Genomic DNA, 19286 nt, shown 5'->3' with positions numbered 1-19286 from the left:
GTTTGCGGGGTATTTGTACTAAATGCATGATTTAAACACTATATTGAATATATACTCGCATGGTCTGCATATCTATTTTGTGGTATTGTTAATGGTTTGTTTTATTAGAAAAACTAATCCCAAAATCTAATTTTAGTCATTTTTTAACCTGCAAAAGATCACCTATTATTCTTGTCATCAGAACGAAACACATTAATAAATTTATAGAGAGGCAATCATGGCTCAAGCAGTACAAATGAATACTATCGCTGTTCCTAACTCTATGGATAAGAAGACCTACTCGGTTAACTTCAAAGGATTGATTGCACACATTTTCGATATTCTTTTCGTAGACAACTCTCCACGTAGTTACTACGCAAGCGACCTATCTGGTCACATGCAACGCGATATCGGTATTAACAGTTAATCTCAGCGTTAACATGTAAATATAGAATTTTAAGAAAACGCCAGCTTCTAAAGCTGGCGTTTTTGTATCTGAAATAAACTCTATCTCTTCGCAAATTAAGCACCTGAAAGAAAAACCTAGGCATCACGGTCTGTATTTGAGCGTCATTCAATTCGCTTTGTACAAGGATCTCGGTATGTCACACGCCAAACGCAATTCATCATTGATCAAATTTTGTTTATTTGCCTTACCGATCGGCTTCTATTCCTCAGTGTCGCTTGCACAAACCTGGAGTAATCAAGGCCAGCCCGCACAGGTTATCGAGCTCTTCACCTCTGAAGGTTGTTCAAGTTGTCCACCTGCTGATGCTTACCTAAGTACTTTTGAAGACCATCCCAAACTTTGGACACAAATCATTCCGCTTGCCTATCACGTCGATTATTGGGATTACCTAGGTTGGGGCGACAAGTTCGCGAGTAAGGCGTTCAGTCAGAAGCAACGACTTTATAAAGCTTACGGCTTAACAAGTGGGGTTTACACGCCGGGCTTTGTTGTCGATGGAAAAGAGTGGCGCGGTTACTTTAACTGGTTAGACAGAACGTTGCCTTCGCTTAAACAACAAAATAACCCCAAGCTAACGGTCAACCATAAAGGCGATACGTTCAGCGTAAGTTATGAAGGCAAAGGGGATTATGTTGCTCATATAGCTTTACTGGCGATGAACGAAGTCACCAGTGTTAAGGCGGGCGAGAACAGAGGGAAGAAACTTGAGCACGATTTTGTTGTGGTTTACGATGGTTATCAACGTGGTGAGTCTGAATGGCAATTTAATATCAATTTTGAGCCACTCGTCGCTACACCAGACGCAGTAGCCGTTTGGTTAACCGAGCCGAATTCGTATGCACCGGAACAAACGGTAGCAGGGTGGCTGAACTAACTGCAACCCACGACAACTGTGTAGCTGGAATACTCTTAGACGAAGTTGGTACGGTGAGTATCGAGGTTCTCACATCGATAACTTGGTTTCTGACGGGTATTAATCAGTGAAATAGAAGCGAAAGGGCGATTTAGTTACGTAATACTGCTGAAATACGTTAATATAGCGCGCTATTATTTTAGCTTTGAGTTCCTGCAATTAATGACTAACACCACAACACCAACCAACTTCTCTGATCTTGGCTTAATCTCACCTTTGATGGCTCGTTTATCTGAGCTTGAATACCAACAGCCAACGCCTATCCAAGCGCAAGTTATTCCAAGTGTGTTAGCAGGACGCGATTTAATTGCAGGCGCAAATACCGGTTCAGGTAAAACCGCAGCATTTGCACTTCCACTGTTACAAAAGATTCATGAAGATGCACCTTTAGACCGTCGTTCAGGCAAAGGTAACTTCGTTTCTGGCCTTATCTTGGTTCCTACTCGTGAACTTGCTAAGCAGGTGGCTGACAGCGTTAAGTCTTACGCTGTGCATTTCAATGGCGCGATTAAAACGGTTTGTGTGTTTGGTGGTGTATCGGTAAACACTCAGATGCAGGCGCTACGTGGCGGCACTGATATTTTAGTCGCAACACCGGGTCGTCTGCTTGACCTTATTTCAAGCAACGCTATCAAGCTAGACAAAGTAAAAACGTTAGTGCTTGATGAAGCTGACCGAATGCTAAGCCTAGGTTTTACCGAAGAACTTGATGCAATCTTGAAGCTCTTGCCGAGCAAGAAACAAACCTTGTTGTTCTCTGCAACTTTCCCTGAGCAAGTTAAAACGCTGACTCACGAACTACTGAATGATCCAATTGAAGTTCAACTTCAAAGTGCCAATGCGAGCACACTGGTTCAACGTGTATTTGAAGTAGAAAAAGGTCGCAAAACAGCGTTACTCGCACACTTAATTCAACAACACGAATGGCGCCAAGCTCTGATCTTCGTTAATGCGAAGAACAGCTGTGAGCACCTAGCAGACAAGCTTTACAAGCGCGGCATCATCGCTGAAGTATTCCACGGCGATAAAGGACAAGGTTCACGTACTCGTATTCTTGAAGATTTTAAATCTGGCGAGATTGACGTTCTTATCGCGACAGACATTGCGGCACGTGGTCTGGATATTGAGAAGCTTCCAGTGGTAATCAACTTTGACTTACCGCGTAGCCCGTCAGACTACATGCACCGTATCGGCCGAAGTGGTCGTGCAGGTGAGGTTGGTCTTGCACTATCTCTGATCGATCACGAAGATTACCACCACTTCAAAATCATCGAGAAGAAGAACAAGATTCGTCTTGAGCGTGAGCAAATAGAAGGCTTTGAAGTGGATGAAGAAGCGACAGCTGAACTTATCGCTGCACTAAAACCTGTTGCGCCACCGGCTGGTACAGGCAAGAAGAAAAAGAAGAAGAAAGCTCCACAAAACCAAGACGTGTGGCTAAACAACAACTGATCTTGAGTCAGTAAGCTATATGAGTCAGCTAGCTATATGAATCAGTAAGTAATAGACATTCAAAAGGCGCTTAATTGCGCCTTTTTTGTTTTTCTTATCCCAAGTTAAGCGAATCCGCGTAACGAGACTAAGCGATACTTTTGACTCTAAATAGGTCTGTGAATAATTTTCCTATCATCAAAATGATGAGCAGTGTGGTTAACATTAGCAATGGTGTTTGAATCTGATAAACCGGTGTTAGATTAAGCGCGCCAGATGTCAGTACGACCAGCAGGTTTATACCAAGTATTCGATGCACCATAAGTTTAGGTGTCGCAAACACTTTCCATATCACTATGCTGTTGATGAAATAGAACAACGCCAATTGCCACAATTCAGTCATCATCGGCATGATAAAGATATATTGCAGCAAGATAACCGTGCCCGTTCCAATGACACCAAAAAATGCATCCTTAATAACACTTGGCGGCATAGTAGGAAGCATTGAAGAAAATATGCCAGCAATCATCGGAAAAATAAAACCACCCGGTACAGGCAGGTATATCCAAACCAATAACGACGTGACGAACATCGAGACACCTTGTAAAATTTTTCTCCCATCTTCATTAAGGTGTTGAACAAACGTACGGTGCTCATGGTGCCAAGAGACGTTTTTCTTCTCACTCATCACAAATGGCACATCATCAATTAGTGATGTGTTTGGCGCCATTAACTCCAGTTTTTCCATTTTTTTGGTGAGAGCGACCCAATCAATAGCTTGAGTCAGTTCACCCGAGGCGATCTCAAGTAGACGCTCTTGAATATGCGCCATTTCGTTGATTCGTAAACGCCATGCGTGAATATTTTCTTTTAGGTGATAACTGCCAGCGAGCGGCAAATCCAACAGTTGATAGAGCTTTTCAATATTAGCGGTATTGGACTCTAAGGCTTCTATATCAAGGTTGTTGGTATCGCTCATTGCTGTTATCAGCGTTTCTTTGCTTGTTTCAAATCGTTGTACAAAGTTCTGCTCAGTGTTTACAGGCCAGATCAGACGATAAACAATCGAGAAGGTGATAACACCTAATAGAGTTTCTTGTATTCGAAGCACTGCAAAATAGAATGTAATTTGGTTATCGAATCCGCCCATACAAGAGATGATGGAGCAAACTGCAAAGCCTATAGAAAAGACATAACCGTATTTCTCATCACTCGACATGAAGATGCATGTACCGAGAAATAAGGTGAAAAACATCAAAAATAGAAAACGGTCTTGCGAAAACATCGCAATCAAGAAAAAGGCATAACCCGTCCCTAACAAAGTGCCCATTAATCGGTTGTGACCTTTGTTTATTGAATGAGCAAAGCTCTCGTTCAGTGTCATGACCGCAACCGCAATTGCCGCCCAATAAGGTTTCTCCCATTGAAACCACAACGCAACACAGATAGAGATAACAATAGCGAGAGCCGCTTTAATGGCTTCTTTGGTTGATGCACTGAACATAAAAGCTATCCAACTATTTGATTATTTTGAGTGAAGCTGTCATACCAACACGAAGTTGTAAGTCTTCAGGCACGTTATCAAGCTCTACTTTGACTGGTATACGTTGAGCAAGACGAATCCATTGAAAGTTTGGGTTCACGTTAGGAAGAAGGTCATTACCTGTGCTGCCGTCTTGTGTTGCAATACCAAAGCCAATGCTTTTGATATGGCCTTCCAATTGAATATTGTTGTGCATCATAAGAGTGACAAGCGCTTTGTCGTTAGGGCCAACATTCACCAGATCAGTTTCTTTGAAATAGCCTTCGATCCAGAAACTGTCTTCATCGATCAGCGCAACTACCGGTGTATTAGCGACGACTTGAGAGCCTTCTCGTAGATTTAAGTTCGTAATGTAACCGTTGGTTGGCGCGTACACTTTGGTGTATTCAAGATTTAAATGCGCTTCTTCAACGTTGGCTTTTGCTAGTGCAACGTTCGCTGCATTTGTCTCAACCGCGTTATTCAGGTTATTCAATGTCAGCACTGGCATAGCGCCGGGCGTTCTCTTTTCTAAGTTCAACGCACGTTGCTCTTCGTTTTTAGCTTTTGCTAAGAGCGCGCGAGCCTGTTTCTGTGTCGCCAACGCTTTATTGTAGGCCGCTTGATAAATGCTTGGGTCGATCTCAAACAGCAAGTCGCCTTTCGCCACCTGTGAGTTGTCCTCAATATGGACTTTAGTTACTTGCCCTGTAACTCGGGGAGTAATTGAAACAATGTAAGCGCTGACCTGACCATCTCTAGTCCAGGGGTTACTCGAATAAGATTGGTAATAGCTATAAACCACAGAGCTTGCGGCAACGACCAGTAGTAGCGTGATGAGATAACGTTTAATCAAGGTGAATGCCTCAGAAGATGGTAATGAATTGACCGATAACGCCGACGAAAATTACGATCAAGCTTAATTCGGCAATTGCAGGAAAAGCGACATATTTATGTAGCCCAAGTTTTGTCGCGATTGAGCCAGTCAATATCGTCAATACATAGGCTAAAGCGATAACCAATAGCAAAGGAGGGAAGTAGATCTCACCCCACACGAGTTCATGTGGCATTGTGTTCATGGGTCTGTCTCTATCGTTTTAAGAAGATAACGATAAAGGAAATGCGGTGATGTTAATAATCGTATATAGAGGATCAGATCCATCAAATACAGACTGGTTTAGGTATATACTAGGAAGGATAGGCAGCAAAGATACAAATCAGTAGTCACTTTTGCGCTGTCTTTTTATCATTATTATTCTGATGCAGTAGATGTTTTTCTATCTCGTATGCATGACCAAGAAAGTAAGTACATCAAAATGAACTTTAGTATTGAACAACTTCTCGCGTTTGTGACCGTCTATGAACAGCGGTCATTTAGCAAGGCGGCAGTAAAGCTTAACAAGCACAGAACGACCGTGGGTCAGGTGATTACAAACTTGGAAGATCACCTTGCGGTGAATCTTTTTGAAAGGGTCGGGCGCTCTGTTGAACCAACGGAGGACGGGCACCTCCTTTATCACTACGCAAAACAGACGATTGAGCAAGCTCGTACTTTTGACAAAGTGGCGTTGAGCCTCTCTTATGGTGGGTTAGAGAAAATAACAATCGCGTATTCTAGTTTCGTTCCACAACGTGTTTTGGTCGATATACGAAAACGACTTAAGCACGATTTCCCAATGATGCGAGTGAACTTTCTGGTTAGGAATAAGAACGAAATTAAACAAGGAATACAAAGTGGGGAATATCACTTTGGACTTGTGAATGCTCACAATAGCCGAGCGATGCACAGTTTTGATTCTACTTTCCTTGGGCATTTTGAGTTCTATCCATTCGGACAGAAAGGTGGAGCGCTCTCACATATTGATAAAGACGAAGTATTAGTAGCACTTAGGAACTCTAAACAGTTCGTATTGAAGTCTCTGATTGACGAAGGTATGTCTGAAAAGATTATCGTGAGCTCTGACTATGAAGAGATCGATCAGCTTTCGTTAATGATCAAAATGCTTGAAGAGGGTTTTGGATGGGCACTTCTTCCCAAAGCCTTTTTTACCGACTCTGAATTTTCAAAACATTCAATAGAGCCCATTCACTCTGCGCAAATGGTGGAAGGATTCAAATTTGGATTCGCGTTGTGGTGTCCGCACTCGAAACAAGTCAGTGGTATCAAAGGCTCTTTGGTGTCGGTCATTAAAGAGTACCGTGAGCAACTTATTGATAGTTTTAAGTCGTGAAAATTTGAGATATTAAAAAGGCGCTAATTATTCATTAGCGCCTTTTTAGATTTTGTTCAGCGAAAAGAAGAATTACTTCTTACGGCAGAACTCAGCGATTACGTACATTGATTGACCGCCGTTTGTTTTACCAGAAACAAGCTTAGGATCGTCACCAACGCTGATACCACGGATAACAGTACCTTGCTTAATCACTTGGTTAGTACCTTTGATTGGCAGGTCTTTGATTACTGTTACGTCGTCACCTTTCTTAAGTTCAACGCCGTTCACATCAAGAGGCTTGTCATCAGCAGACATACCGATTTGTGCCCAAACTGACGTTTCTTCTTCAAGGTACATCATGTCTAGCGCGTCTTGAGCCCAGCTTTCTGTGTTCAGACGAGTAAGTTGACGCCATGCTGTTACTTGAACTGGCGCTTCTTGGCTCCACATGCTGTCAGTCAGACAACGCCAGTGGTTGATATCTTTAGGATCGTCAATCTCACCAAGACATTTGTCACATACCATGATGCCGTGATCCACTGTTACGTGGCTGTGTGGCGGCACTGCGTATGCAGTAAGAGAAGAATCAGAACCACATAGTTCACATTTAGATTGGCAGCGTTCTAGCATAGTAGCTTCAGAAGACATAATGGACTCACATTTATTAGGTATTAAATTACGGGGCTATTATCCACTTTATTTACAATAAAGAAAGAGGTCGTACGGTATTCTGTCTTGATTAATTTTAGCTGAGATCAACCATTTGTGTTTTAAAGTTTTATGCAAACGTTTAACTAGGGAAGGTTAGCTAGTCACAGGAACAAAAATGCCAGCGGTTAGGCTGGCATTTGGTTTAGTGAAAAAGCTTAAGTCTTAGTTATTCCAATAAAGCATCCGGTGCTGCTGCATCAAGGCTATCCGATTCTAAGAAATCAGCTACTTGAGCTCTCATTGATAGGGTATGAGTGGCATCAGAAAGGTCTGCTTGCGGACCGATGATCGTAGAGTGCTTAGCCGTTTCGTTATACTGAACAAACACTCGGTTTCCAGTTGAAGTGCTAGCTTTTGTTGAGTCAGTCAATCCTAACGTCGAATCTAACCCTTCAGAGCCAACAAATGAAGCCGTATATGATAACGGTGCACCATTATCATCATTGCCATTGTTTGGTACCGTTTCATCATTTTGCGACTGGATCAACAACGTTGGATAGCTAGAACTAAATGATGACAGGTCCTCAGTATTTGCTAGTGAATGTGGATCGACCGTGTCAATAAGGGTTTGAGCGGCGACTTTAAATGCAACTAATTCAGTTTCAATTGCTGCGGCGCTAGTTGGATTTTCCTTAGCAAAAGCGGTATAGCAATCGCCATCTTCAATGTCGTCCGTAGTACAAGCTGAAGCCACTGAATCCCGATACGTTGCATTTAACTGTTTAGCTAGATTGTGTTTAATTTCGGGGCCAAAGGTTTCCGATGCGAACAACAATTCAGCAATGTGTCCACCTGAATTAGCATATACCGCCGAGCTAAATTTATGTGTGCCAGCAATTTCTGATGTAGCAACAGAAGTAAATCCGGTAATGCCGCCCAATGAGTGGCCCATAAACTTAACGGTTGTGTCTTTTACATCAACTCCGGCTAATGGTGTACCAGTAAAGTCATTACCCACTTTTTCAAGTGCCATACGAAGACCTATTACATCAAGCGCACTTTGACGAATATTGTCACGGGCAACAGGCAAAGCACTTAGATTCAAGTAGTACAGAGCATTATCGTTAGTTGATATAGCACCTCCGGCAAGTGAACGCGAGCCATGAATAGGGTGATCAATGGCTATTACTGCAAGACCCTCGGCTGTTAAATTAGCAGCGAATGCATACGCGTTTTCTTTTACAGTGGTAATACCGTGCTGATAAATGACTATACCTGAAGGCGTGCCAGTTGTGGGGGTAAACAAAAGCACATCAACAGCTTCAAGTGATTTAATTTGTGGTATTGGTGAATACTGAGTGACGATGCGATCACTATCTAGAGCTGTTCCACTTGCGTCCTTTGTGAGTGTTTTTCCCATTAAAGTCGTGACATCAGCTGCGCTAAGGTTTGTTGGATCTAATCCTAATTTAACCAACTCTCCACCAACGAAAGAACTTGTAGAGCTATCCGTTAGTGCGCTTTTGATAACCGCTAAACTGTCCAATGCTGATGCAAATGGCGTTGTAGAGAACTTAGTTGGATCGGTTTCCAAGAAATATGGGAGTTGAACAGTACCTTTAGTCACGTTTACCGACGTAGTGCTGATACCAGCGTTAGAGTAAAGGAGATTTATGCCTCCAATCAAAGTGGCATTTTCTGTTGCATCGTCATCGGCAAGATATTTTTTAAAGTCAGCATCTGCAGCGATTGCTGTAGCAAACGGTGTTGTTGATGACGTATCTAAACTAAGATTGTAAGCGTTTGTCAGATCGACATTATTTGGGTTTGCGCTGCCATTCCAATAAGTCGAAAGTGGGGCTCCAGCATCAATCATTCCACCAATCAACGATGCAGTAGAGGCAAGAACATCACCAACAGAAGTTGTAGTAAACCAAGCTGAATACACAATCTTTTCCGCATCAACACCAACAGCCGCAGCTATAGCTTCTTGACCTTTAATTAAAGTTTGCGCACTAGCTAAGTCACCGGTTGAATAAGTTTTAGTGGCTGTTTTGAGAGCCGCATAGCTTTGCGATGTACCTACTGGGTTACCATTTACATCTGTAACATCATCAGTAATAACAAGCAAATATTCAGACTTCTCATCAAAAGGAGTATTAGGTGTAATTGCTAGGTTTGAGCCTACTTTGTAAACTGTGTATTCAGAGCTAGCAACAGGTGTTGGTACTTGAGCCGCTGTGGATGTGTCTGTTAGCTTTTTAGAAAGCTTCAACAATGTCACTCCGGAAGTAACAACTCCAGGAGTATCACCAAAACCGTCGCCTTCAAACTCGATGTAAATTGGCATACTGGTCGAAAAACCATCGGCATAATTTAATGCTGCTTTTGGGTTAGAAATGCTATCGTCGCCACCTGTTGGGATCGCTAACGTGCCATCTGTAGAGTCAAATAGTAGGTTATTACTTAAAGGAACTGATGCATTACTACCTTGCAAGAGCATTTTTTGAGTTGTCGCTCTTGCCAAAGACGTTTCTAGATAGGCTTCAAGTTGTTGGTTACTTGTTCCCGAACTTTCAGTGTTGTCGCCACAACCTGCTAGCAGGATCGCTGAACATAGTAGAGAGATCTTAAAGTTACGTTTCATGATACGATCCTGATTTAGTTAAAAGTGTAGTTAAGCTGAACTGAAGAAAGGTAAGCGGTACCTTCTGCTTCGAAAGTCCTTTCTTGCTGGGCGCCATTTGTCTCAGTGAACTCACCGTCATCACTTACAACAAGTGCGAATCCGGCATCGACAGTCATATTTTCGCTCCAAACATAAGTGAAGCCAGCGCTGTACCACATACGATCACTATCAGGAATGCTTAAAGTTGCTTCACCAGCTTGTTCGTCATAAGCGTATCCAGCTCTTAATGTCCACTTACTGTTTAGTTGGTACGTCGCGCCTAGTGAATATCGATTGTTGTCTTCATATTTTTCAGGTTTGTAGAAGCACTGACCAGCTACACCGTTGTCAGTACAATCTGGACTTGTTGCTTTCAACTCCTTAAAAGTACTCCAATCAGTTTGTTGCCAACCGTAGTGAATTGCCCACTGTTCGTTAAGTTGGTGAAATGCTGAAAGCTCCAGAATAGAAGGAAGCTCGATTTGAAGACGACCATCAACCTTGGGAGATGTTGCTCTACCTGAGTCGTAGCTGGTAAATTCACCGTCGTCGAAATCAAGATCAACAGAAGAGCGGTAAGCGATACTAAAGCGATTGTTTTCGTTCAGCTCATACATCGCGCCAACATTCCAACCATAGGCAAATGTTTCACCGGTCATGCCTATAAGTTTGTCAGATGGATTTCCACCAACAAAGTTAGCGAGCTCGCCTTTATGGCGAGTAAGTTCAGCTTCCGCATACACAAGGTTTAAACCTGCACCAACGCTAAATGATTCATTCACGCGATACGCAATATTTGGATTTAGATTTACAGATAGGAGCGACGTGTCACCAGCCATATCACCTGCCGAGATGTCATCAGGATAATCCGTAGCAACACCATAATTGGTGAACATACCGATACCCCAAGCCCATTTTTCGTTGATTGGGCTGATGTAATATGCGGCAGGCACGACTTGCAATGGAGCAACATCTTTTGAATGCTCGTTAGTGTCAACGTCGTAAACGTTAACCTCTGGATCAACGATAGAAACCGCGCCTGAAAATTGGGCTGTATCAAATAGGGTCATTGCGGCGGGGTTTCTCGCTAGTACACTCGCGTTATCGGCTACAGCGCCTTCACCTGAGAATGCGCGACCAAGACCTGAGGCAGAATGCTCAGCAACTTGGAAGCCAGCCGCAAGTGAATTGCACGCAAATATCACAGAAAGCGAAACGAGAGAGCGTTGTATTGTTTTCATCCTTGACCCTCCTAGGGCATCGAATTTCATTATTATTGTTTGAAAACACACTGAGCATTGTTGGTGTTGAAGCTCTAATGTAAACAGCATGTTAAATTCATGTTTTATATAAAGTCAAAGAAATAGTTGTTATTTTGTGAGGTTATATTTTTTAGGGGCGGCACTTTAACATCAATAATATAATTACAATCAATAGTTTATTCGTGGTTGGAGGTGTGACCAGAATGTTTCTGTCAGCTATTGGTACAAATAGTGTTCAATTGCTCAATATGTAACAACTTTGTTTATGTTTACCGCCGATCGCTAAATCGGCATAATATCGACACTCGTTAGAAGTCATTAAATTGGAATTAAAGTTTGGAATTACTCGCGATAGAGTTTCTTGGTAAACCGCTTCGTTTAGAGGGGTCAATGGCAGGGTGGCAACAATTGTATTGGGATAACACTTTGGTATCTCAATTAGATGCGACCACAGACCAAGAAGACGCACGAAAACACGAATTTACACTACGCGCTGGCGAAGAAACGTTGCAGTGTCACGTTGAGTCGACCGTTCAGTGGCAACCGTTTGAGATGACGTATAAAGCATTAGTCAATGGCCAAACCATTACCGAAGGCAATCGAAACACCAAAGATATCGAACAACAAACACCTGTTGTCGCTCCTAAACCAGAGAAGCGTTTTAGCTTAATTGGGTTGGTGTCGCTTGGTATGAAAGCGCTAAAAAGCGCCAAGCTAATCAAGGTCGTACTTGCTTCTGCGAGTTTAGCGGCCTATTCATGGTTGTTTTCAATTCAGTTTGCACTCGCATTGATTGCTTGTTTGATGTTCCATGAGTACGGTCATATTAGAGCGATGAAATACTTTGGCATGAAGACCAAAGGGATCTATTTGATACCATTTCTTGGTGGCTTGGCGTTATCCGATGAAAAGATTAATACGCGTTGGCAAGATGTGGTTATCTCAATCATGGGGCCATTGTTCGGCCTGATATTGTCATTAGTATTTATGGTGCTGTATTGGGCGACGGGCGAAATGTTCTTTGCCGGCCTTGCGGTATTTAATGCTCTATTAAACCTGTTCAACCTATTGCCGATTTTGCCTCTCGATGGCGGACATGTTCTTAAAAGTATCAGCTTCTCGATGAACAGTGTGCTTGGCATTGTACTTTGTGTCGCGGCTGCCGTTGCTGGCGTGGTATTGAGTTATCAATTGAATTTGACCCTGTTTGGTTTCTTATTGATTATGGGCAGTGTTGAAATACTGTTCGAATGGAAAGGACGTCATCACAGTCACTTGTTACCGTTAGACAAATACGGTCAAGTCGTGTCGTTCGTTTGGTATGTAGGTTTAGTGAGCAGTTTGATTGGTGTTATCTGGTATTTTGCATCGACCGGTGACCAGCTATTAAGCCTACCATTACAAATTCTTGGTACTTAACCAGTGAGTTTCTGTTGTTGGAATTATCCAGCAGCTTAGTGCACTTGAACTGTTAGCAAGCAAGAAACTAAAAATGCCCTAACCAATATGGATAGGGCATTTTTGTATTTACACCAGCTAGGCGATTCTTACTTAGATTACGCTTTGCAATTTGGTCTTGGTGACCCTGATTGAGGAAGCGTTTTTATCGTTGCTTGTAGATCTTTAATACGCGTACTGTGGGAAGGGTGCGTAGAAAGCAATTCTGGCGGTTGATTACCGCCTGAAGCTTTCGCCATGTTTTGCCACAAGTTGACACTTTGGTTTGGATCGAACCCTGCTTGAGCCATATACTCTAAACCAACAACATCGGCTTCAGACTCTTGAGTTCGCCCATACGGCAGAATAACGCCATATTGAACGCCTAATCCTAACGCGGCCATCGTCATACCTTGATACTGTTTGTACTCAGATGCGCCTAACGCGACGTTAGTAATAGATAAGCCAGTATTAGCGATTTGAGACTGAGACAGGCGCTCATTACTGTGGTCCGCTAGAACGTGTGCCACTTCGTGACCAATAACCGTTGCGAGTTGGTCTTGATTGACTGCAACCTTAAGTAACCCTGTGTATACACCGATTTTTCCGCCAGGTAGGGCGAATGCATTAACTTGGTCACTATCAAACACAACAACTTCCCATTCACTAAAACCTTGTTTAGGAATATATTGAGTGATGCTGTTCGCTACGCACTGGACATAAGCGTTAGTTTTGGCATCTTTGCTGATGGGTTGTTCTTTTTTCATTTGTTCAAAAGATTGTGCTCCAAGCTGAGACATGTCTTTATCTGAAAAAAGCAGCAATTGGTTTCTACCTGTCGGAGAAGCGCTACACGCGGTTAGGCCTGCAAGTGTGAGAAGCGAGGCAAACTTCATCCATGACGTCATACAATATCCTCTGTGTATTCGGTTTTTATGCATGTTAACATCAACTTGCGTAATAACTAAGGGCTGTAAGATAACTAACAGCCAGTAATATAGAAAAAAGCTATGCACGCGATAACAAGATCAATAATTAAGGAACCCACATGAGTATTTGGAAAAAGCCCGTTGACCTAGATACCTTCAACGCGACCTCAAAAAATACCTTAATTGAACACCTCAACATTGTTTACACCGAAGTAAATGACAACTCTTTGGTGGCAACCATGCCGGTTTGTCACTTTACGCACCAACCACTGGGTATGCTTCATGGCGGAGCATCAGTTGTGCTAGCAGAAACGCTTGGCTCATTGGCAGCAAACTTCTGCGTACCAGAAGGCTATTATTGCGTTGGGCTCGATATCAATGCGAACCACGTAAGGTCAATGCGCGAAGGGCACGTCATCGGTACTGCTGAGCCTATTCACTTGGGCGTCTCTACTCAAGTATGGCAGATCAATATCACTGATGAGCGTCAACGCTTAGTTTGTACCAGCCGCTTAACCATTGCCGTGAAGAAACATAAGCGATAACAGAGTAGGCAGTCGTACGCTGGTTTTGTCTTTAGAAGAAGTAATCAGTACTTAGAACAAGCAATCAGTATTTAAAGAAGTAACCCGAGAAGCCCATGGTCATAACGTTTAAAAGTGGAAAAGTCATCGCAACCGCACATGAATTGGTTGTTCGTTTAGATGGTGAGCATAGAGTCACTTTGCAAGCTCAAGTTGATGCAATTCAATTGATCGGAAAAGGGGCAAATGTCATTTCCGCTAACGGTTCTGAGTGTAAATGGTCGATAAAATTAGACGATGAACAGCAGCTTCGTGAAATCGCCAATGAAATTGGCTGCGATGTAACGTAATCCTTTACGGTAAAAGCACTTAACCCTTTAGATTGAATAACATCTTAGGATGTCGTACTCAATAATTCACAATAAAATCGTGTCAGTAATATTGATTTTACGCCATAAAATAGGGAAACTGAATTCAATGTCCTTTGAATAAGTTTTCCTCTTTATGAGCAGCCCAAGACTTCGCGTTCAATTTGAAACCCTGTTTGAATACTTCGATGGTAAAGATTCTGATGTTCAACTCGACGACATCACGGATGTGCTTTGTTGTACCCGTCGTAATGCCCGAATGGTACTCAACAAGCTTGAAGAAGAAGGGTGGGTAGAGTGGTTACCAGCAGCTGGTCGAGGGAAGTTATCTCAACTTATCTTTAAACAGAATCGTTGTGATGTCAGCGAGAACCTAGCAAGACGCTACTTGCAGGAAGGAAAAATTGGACAGGCGCTGTCAGTGCTTGATCACAATGCTGCCAAACTCACCCAAGTTATTCAAAACTACTTGGGTGTACAGTATCAAGAAGGCGAACAAGTTATTCGTTTGCCTTATTACCGACCGCTTTCAATGCTTAACCCAACCAAATCGATGCGTCGTTCAGAGCAACATATCGCTTGTCAGGTATTCAGTGGGTTGACTCGTCTAGATGAGAATGACCAGCTCCAACCCGATCTGGCTCATTCATGGCAAAAAATCAGCGATTACCAATGGCGATTCTTCTTGAGACCCGGTGTTCGCTTTCATAACGGGGAGCCTCTGTTAACCAATCATGTTGTGGATACACTGCTTGCGCTCGAACCTCTCAACATGTTTTCTCATATCAAAGATGTCTCTTCACCTGCAAATTGTGTTGTAGATGTCTTTCTCACACGCCCAGACAAGTATTTTCCGCTCGCGCTAACGGAGTCGGTCGCCAAAGTCACTTTACCGATCACGTTACGTGGTGAAGATTACGATATTCGACCGATTGGAACGGGACCTTATCGCATTGAAAAGAACGACGAGAAACAACTCGTGTTAACCGCTTTCAATGGGTACTTTGGTTTCAGACCGTTAATTGATCGCGTTGAAGTTTGGGTGGTGGATGAGGCTTATTCTTCAATGGTTTACCCAAGTCTCTCTAAACCTGTAATGGCCGACCGTGGCGATAGCGATGAAGTAGAACTCGATCCTGGCTGCACGTATTTACTGCTCAATAGAAAGAAAGGTATTGCACAAGATCCTGCATGGGCACAGTTTTTATCTAACGCGTTGAATGCGGCGGATCTGTTTGTTCATATTCCAAAAGAGACCGTTATCGATTTGGGCGTACTGCACGCTTATGGCATAAAACCTGGTTGGTATGACATAAAATTGAAGGTGCCAGTTTGTCCACCAGCAAATACCAAACCAACCATAAGATTGGCGTATCAATGCCAACATCCAATGTTTCCAACGCTTGCTAAGGCTATTGTCACGGTGCTGAAGCAATACAACGTCGATGTTGATCTTTACGGTTACGAAACCGATCCTCCGCACGCCGATGATGTTGATGTTTGGATTAACCCTATGGGTATCGCCAATAACAGAGACGACGCTTTAGCCGGTTGGCTAATGGACTACAGTTTTCTTGATGAATCTAGCCCGGCAGAAGACTTCGACCAATGGTGTCACATGATTGACCGTTGGCGTTCGGGAGAATTCGAGCAATTCCCAGCACGACAGTTAGGTAAACAACTGGTCCAAAGCAATCAATTAATTCCAATGTTCCATTGCTGGTTAGGCGTTAATAAAGATCAATGTGGTACGTTGCAAAACGCGAAATGTAATGCATTAGGTTGGTTCGACTTTAGCCAAGTTTGGGTGAAGCCTGACGTTGATTGAAATCCAACAAAACTCAATTAGGACCAAACAACTCATTTAGGAAAAAACGATGCAAACTCTGATGGTTACATTTATTACGCTGGTGGCATTTGCTGCTAATTCAGTTTTGTGTCGCTGGGCCTTAATGGATCAAACGATTGATCCTTTGAGCTTTTCGATCGTGCGCATCTTATCTGGTGCGCTTACGCTTCTGATTTTATTCGCTTTATCTTCCCAATCTAAAGCTAAAAGTGAGTTAGCAAACAACACATCGCTATACACAAAGCTCAAATCACAGTTTCAATTAACATCAATATTGTCACTGCTCGTGTATATGTTTGGCTTTTCGTTTGCTTACTTAGAGCTTGGCGCAGGTCTTGGTGCGCTGGTGTTGTTTGTCGCAGTGCAATTCACGATGATTGCCGCGCACTTGTTTTCTGGAAACCGAATGTCACTCATTGAGTGGTGCGGATGTTTGTTATCTGTGGCAGGGCTTGTTTACTTGTTAATGCCAACGGAATCGGCACAGGCACCCGACTTAGTTTCTATCATCTTGATGTCTCTGGCCGGAATTGGGTGGGGCATTTACACATTGGCAGGAAAGAAATCGTCAAACGCACTACAATCGACGACCGCTAACTTTGGATTCAGTTCGCTAGTTATCCTTGTGGCATTGAGCTTATTAGTTTTTATACCTAATGCGTTAACGAGAGTGTCTATCACTGAACAAGGTTTGATTTACGCGGTTATATCGGGCTCTGTGGCTTCTGGTGTGGGTTATAGTTTGTGGTATTACGTAGTGAAAAAACTGAATACCGTGGTCGCGTCTATTGCACAGCTTTCTGTTCCAGTTATCGCGACACTTGGTGGTGTATTACTTTTATCTGAACCTGTCACCATGCAATTTATTGTCTCATCAACCGTTATACTTCTTGGGATAAGCTTGGTTCTTGTCGCCGCTAAACTTAAGAAATAAAGAGTTCAATCATTAACTTCTATGGCTAAACCAAACAAGAAACAACCGACCAAGACGGTTCAGATTTTCTGTGCCAAATGTAAAACGCAGCTTTTTAAGTATCGGAAAGGTGGTAAAGGTGCACTCGTGAAATGTTTTAAGGAGCGTATCGTTGAAGATTTCACGACAAAGCCATGTGTATGCCCTGAATGCGGGATTGAATTTGCGCGAGACACCTTGGTTCGAGGTACACCAGCCTACAAGTTTGTTGGTGGCAAGGTAACGATGAAATAACCCGTCACGATGAAAGCACCAGTCATTATAAACGAGCAAATAATGTTGAAAAAAAATGCCACAGCACAGTTTGTGTGTGGCATTTCAACGTTGCTTTTGATACTCAGAGTAAAGAAATTGAGCTCAGTAAGCTCTGACACGCCCTTGAAGCTTAAGAAGTAATAGCGAGACAATTGCGCCTGTGGTATCACACAGCATATCTTTCTGTGCATCCCAAATATCACCTTGTGAGCCAAGGAACGCGATACCTTCATCACCACCTGCAATCTCCGCATACCACCATTCGATAATTTCATAACCTGCAGCCACACTCATGATCGCAAATAAGGCAAAGAAACATGCAAGCACCGGTTGAGCCAGTTTTTTACGAATCAAGTACTCAGCGAGTGGGTAAGCATAAAGGCCAATAGAGAAATGCGCGACACGGTCAAAGTTATTCCGTTCTGAACCTATCATGTTATTGAACCAATCAAATGGCACTTCCGCGAAGGTATATTTTGCGCCTATCGTATGCAAAATCAGCCAGATAAACATCAAAACGTAGGCTGTCTTAGTGAAGGTGAGCTTGGTTGATAACCACCAGATACCGACCAATATCGCAAGCGCTGGGACAATTTCGGCAATCCATACCGCTCTTGAAGAGGGAGCAAACGCTGAAAATAGAAACACAATCAGATACAGCGTCGTCAATGACAGTAATGGTCGATTTTGAGCAAGTGGCGTGATTGTCATATCAAGATCTCTCGTCGAAGTTTTTAATAGTGTTACACAATAATGAACAGCGTTCAATTGGGCTTTAATCACCAGATTTGTTGAAAAGTAGCGTTATCGCCCAGTATCTAGACAAACGGTTGCTAGAGTTTCACAAAAGTTTGATTTACAACAAAGCGATCCTTAAAATCGCTCTATTACTACATAACAAGAAAGAAAGTCATGAAACTGGAAACTGTCGATTACCTTGCTGACGACGCAGCAGAACAATTTGTTCGCTCTCTACGTGAAACTGGTTTTGGTGTTCTTAAGAACCACCCAATCCCGAAAGAGCTTGTTGAGTCAATTTACGAAAACTGGTACCAATTCTTCATCTCTGAAGAAAAAGAGAACTTCCACTTTAATGTTGAAACACAAGATGGATATTTTCCACCTTCAGTGTCTGAAGTTGCTAAGGGCCACACTGTAAAAGACATCAAAGAGTACTTTCACGTATACCCTTGGGGCCAAATCCCTGAGCAGCTGAAAGAACAGATTCTAGATTACTACCAACGTGCGAATGCTTTTGCTCAAGAGCTGCTAGGTTGGGTTGAAGCTCATGCTCCTAAAGAAGTACAAGAGAAATTCTCTATTGCGTTGTCAGAAATGATCAACGGCAGTGAACAGACTCTGCTTCGTGTTCTTCACTACCCACCAATGCAAGGTGATGAAGAGCCAGGTGCAATCCGCGCTGCGGCACACGAAGACATCAACTTGCTGACAGTTCTTCCTGCTGCAAACGAACCGGGCCTTCAAGTTAAAGCTCAAAATGACGAGTGGTTAGATGTTCCATGTGACTTCGGTAACATGATCATCAACATCGGTGACATGCTTCAAGAAGCATCAGGTGGTTACTTCCCATCGACAACTCACCGTGTAATCAACCCATCAGGTGAACGCCAAGAGAAGTCTCGTATCTCTTTGCCTCTATTCCTTCACCCGAAACCAGAAGTAGTGCTATCTGAAAAGTACACAGCAAACGAATACCTAATGGAACGTCTAAGAGAGCTTGGCGTTATCTAGTTAGTTAAATGCTTCGTCCCTAAAACTGGGGTAGATGTGAAAGGTCAGCTAAATCGCTGACCTTTTTAGTATCCGGACCAAAAAAGAGCGG

At 42.9% G+C, this 19286-nt stretch carries 19 protein-coding genes; 11 read left to right on the top strand and 8 right to left on the bottom strand.

Annotated elements, in window-relative coordinates:
- The first annotated feature begins 217 nt into the window (after positions 1-217).
- From MSG34_RS18865 to MSG34_RS18855, 3 genes are all read left to right on the top strand, one after another.
- The gene (locus MSG34_RS18865) at positions 218-406 is read left to right on the top strand and encodes a hypothetical protein (RefSeq protein ID WP_248339015.1); all 189 of its coding nucleotides are present in this window, start codon (positions 218-220) and stop codon (positions 404-406) included.
- Between the two features lie 175 nt (positions 407-581).
- Positions 582-1322 carry a DUF1223 domain-containing protein gene (locus tag MSG34_RS18860; RefSeq protein ID WP_050644832.1) on the top strand — a complete coding sequence of 247 codons (741 nt, stop codon included), beginning with the start codon at positions 582-584 and terminating at the stop codon, positions 1320-1322.
- Positions 1323-1523: 201 nt separating this feature from the next.
- Positions 1524-2813 carry a DEAD/DEAH box helicase gene (locus MSG34_RS18855; RefSeq protein WP_050644831.1) on the top strand — a complete coding sequence of 430 codons (1290 nt, stop codon included), beginning with the start codon at positions 1524-1526 and terminating at the stop codon, positions 2811-2813.
- Positions 2814-2940: 127 nt separating this feature from the next.
- Here MSG34_RS18855 and MSG34_RS18850 read toward each other — a convergent pair whose 3' ends face one another.
- The 3 genes from MSG34_RS18850 to MSG34_RS18840 are packed head-to-tail and all read right to left on the bottom strand — an operon-like array spanning position 2941 to position 5393.
- On the bottom strand, positions 2941-4296 hold the full coding sequence (locus tag MSG34_RS18850; RefSeq protein WP_248339012.1) for an FUSC family protein: 1356 nt from the start codon (positions 4294-4296) through the stop codon (positions 2941-2943).
- 13 nt (positions 4297-4309) lie between these two features.
- Positions 4310-5170, bottom strand: a complete 861-nt coding sequence (locus MSG34_RS18845) for an HlyD family secretion protein (RefSeq protein ID WP_050620771.1) — start codon at positions 5168-5170, stop codon at positions 4310-4312.
- Between the two features lie 10 nt (positions 5171-5180).
- A complete protein-coding gene (locus MSG34_RS18840; protein WP_004730923.1) occupies positions 5181-5393 on the bottom strand; it encodes a DUF1656 domain-containing protein in 213 nt (70 codons plus the stop codon).
- A gap of 237 nt (positions 5394-5630) precedes the next feature.
- Here MSG34_RS18840 and MSG34_RS18835 point away from each other — a divergent pair, with 237 nt between their 5' ends.
- Positions 5631-6545: a LysR family transcriptional regulator gene (locus MSG34_RS18835; protein WP_054541099.1), complete on the top strand. Its 915-nt coding sequence runs from the start codon at positions 5631-5633 to the stop codon at positions 6543-6545.
- Between the two features lie 72 nt (positions 6546-6617).
- Here the strand turns inward: MSG34_RS18835 and MSG34_RS18830 are convergent, their stop codons facing one another.
- From MSG34_RS18830 to MSG34_RS18820, 3 genes are all read right to left on the bottom strand, one after another.
- Entirely contained in the window at positions 6618-7175 is a 558-nt protein-coding gene (locus tag MSG34_RS18830) for a PhnA domain-containing protein (protein WP_017060062.1), read from the bottom strand.
- A 229-nt stretch (positions 7176-7404) separates the two neighbouring features.
- Complete coding sequence (locus MSG34_RS18825) at positions 7405-9825, bottom strand: VolA/Pla-1 family phospholipase (protein WP_248339010.1); 2421 nt, start codon at positions 9823-9825, stop codon at positions 7405-7407.
- Between the two features lie 14 nt (positions 9826-9839).
- Positions 9840-11087 carry a porin gene (locus MSG34_RS18820; RefSeq protein WP_248339008.1) on the bottom strand — a complete coding sequence of 416 codons (1248 nt, stop codon included), beginning with the start codon at positions 11085-11087 and terminating at the stop codon, positions 9840-9842.
- Between the two features lie 357 nt (positions 11088-11444).
- Between MSG34_RS18820 and MSG34_RS18815 the strand changes: the two genes are divergently transcribed.
- Positions 11445-12527, top strand: a complete 1083-nt coding sequence (locus MSG34_RS18815; protein ID WP_248339006.1) for a site-2 protease family protein — start codon at positions 11445-11447, stop codon at positions 12525-12527.
- A 137-nt stretch (positions 12528-12664) separates the two neighbouring features.
- Here the strand turns inward: MSG34_RS18815 and MSG34_RS18810 are convergent, their stop codons facing one another.
- The gene (locus tag MSG34_RS18810) at positions 12665-13453 is read right to left on the bottom strand and encodes a M48 family metallopeptidase (RefSeq protein ID WP_017060066.1); all 789 of its coding nucleotides are present in this window, start codon (positions 13451-13453) and stop codon (positions 12665-12667) included.
- Between the two features lie 140 nt (positions 13454-13593).
- Here MSG34_RS18810 and MSG34_RS18805 point away from each other — a divergent pair, with 140 nt between their 5' ends.
- From MSG34_RS18805 to MSG34_RS18785, 5 genes are all read left to right on the top strand, one after another.
- Positions 13594-14019: a hotdog fold thioesterase gene (locus tag MSG34_RS18805; protein ID WP_004730936.1), complete on the top strand. Its 426-nt coding sequence runs from the start codon at positions 13594-13596 to the stop codon at positions 14017-14019.
- Between the two features lie 95 nt (positions 14020-14114).
- A complete protein-coding gene (locus tag MSG34_RS18800) occupies positions 14115-14348 on the top strand; it encodes a DUF3389 domain-containing protein (RefSeq protein ID WP_248339004.1) in 234 nt (77 codons plus the stop codon).
- Between the two features lie 154 nt (positions 14349-14502).
- Positions 14503-16194: an SgrR family transcriptional regulator gene (locus MSG34_RS18795; protein WP_086774328.1), complete on the top strand. Its 1692-nt coding sequence runs from the start codon at positions 14503-14505 to the stop codon at positions 16192-16194.
- A 49-nt stretch (positions 16195-16243) separates the two neighbouring features.
- A complete protein-coding gene (locus tag MSG34_RS18790; protein ID WP_248339002.1) occupies positions 16244-17149 on the top strand; it encodes a DMT family transporter in 906 nt (301 codons plus the stop codon).
- Positions 17150-17170: 21 nt separating this feature from the next.
- On the top strand, positions 17171-17422 hold the full coding sequence (locus tag MSG34_RS18785; RefSeq protein WP_017060071.1) for a hypothetical protein: 252 nt from the start codon (positions 17171-17173) through the stop codon (positions 17420-17422).
- A 123-nt stretch (positions 17423-17545) separates the two neighbouring features.
- Here MSG34_RS18785 and MSG34_RS18780 read toward each other — a convergent pair whose 3' ends face one another.
- The gene (locus MSG34_RS18780; protein ID WP_017069655.1) at positions 17546-18154 is read right to left on the bottom strand and encodes a DUF2238 domain-containing protein; all 609 of its coding nucleotides are present in this window, start codon (positions 18152-18154) and stop codon (positions 17546-17548) included.
- A gap of 201 nt (positions 18155-18355) precedes the next feature.
- Here MSG34_RS18780 and MSG34_RS18775 point away from each other — a divergent pair, with 201 nt between their 5' ends.
- Positions 18356-19195, top strand: coding sequence for a 2OG-Fe(II) oxygenase family protein (locus MSG34_RS18775; RefSeq protein ID WP_004730947.1), 840 nt, complete (start codon positions 18356-18358; stop codon positions 19193-19195).
- Positions 19196-19286: the final 91 nt, after the last annotated feature.

This window comes from Vibrio sp. 1CM2L (genome assembly GCF_023161695.1).
Lineage (GTDB): Bacteria > Pseudomonadota > Gammaproteobacteria > Enterobacterales > Vibrionaceae > Vibrio > Vibrio coralliirubri.
Note: the sequence above shows the minus strand (reverse complement) of the source record. Positions and strands in the feature narration are given on the sequence as shown.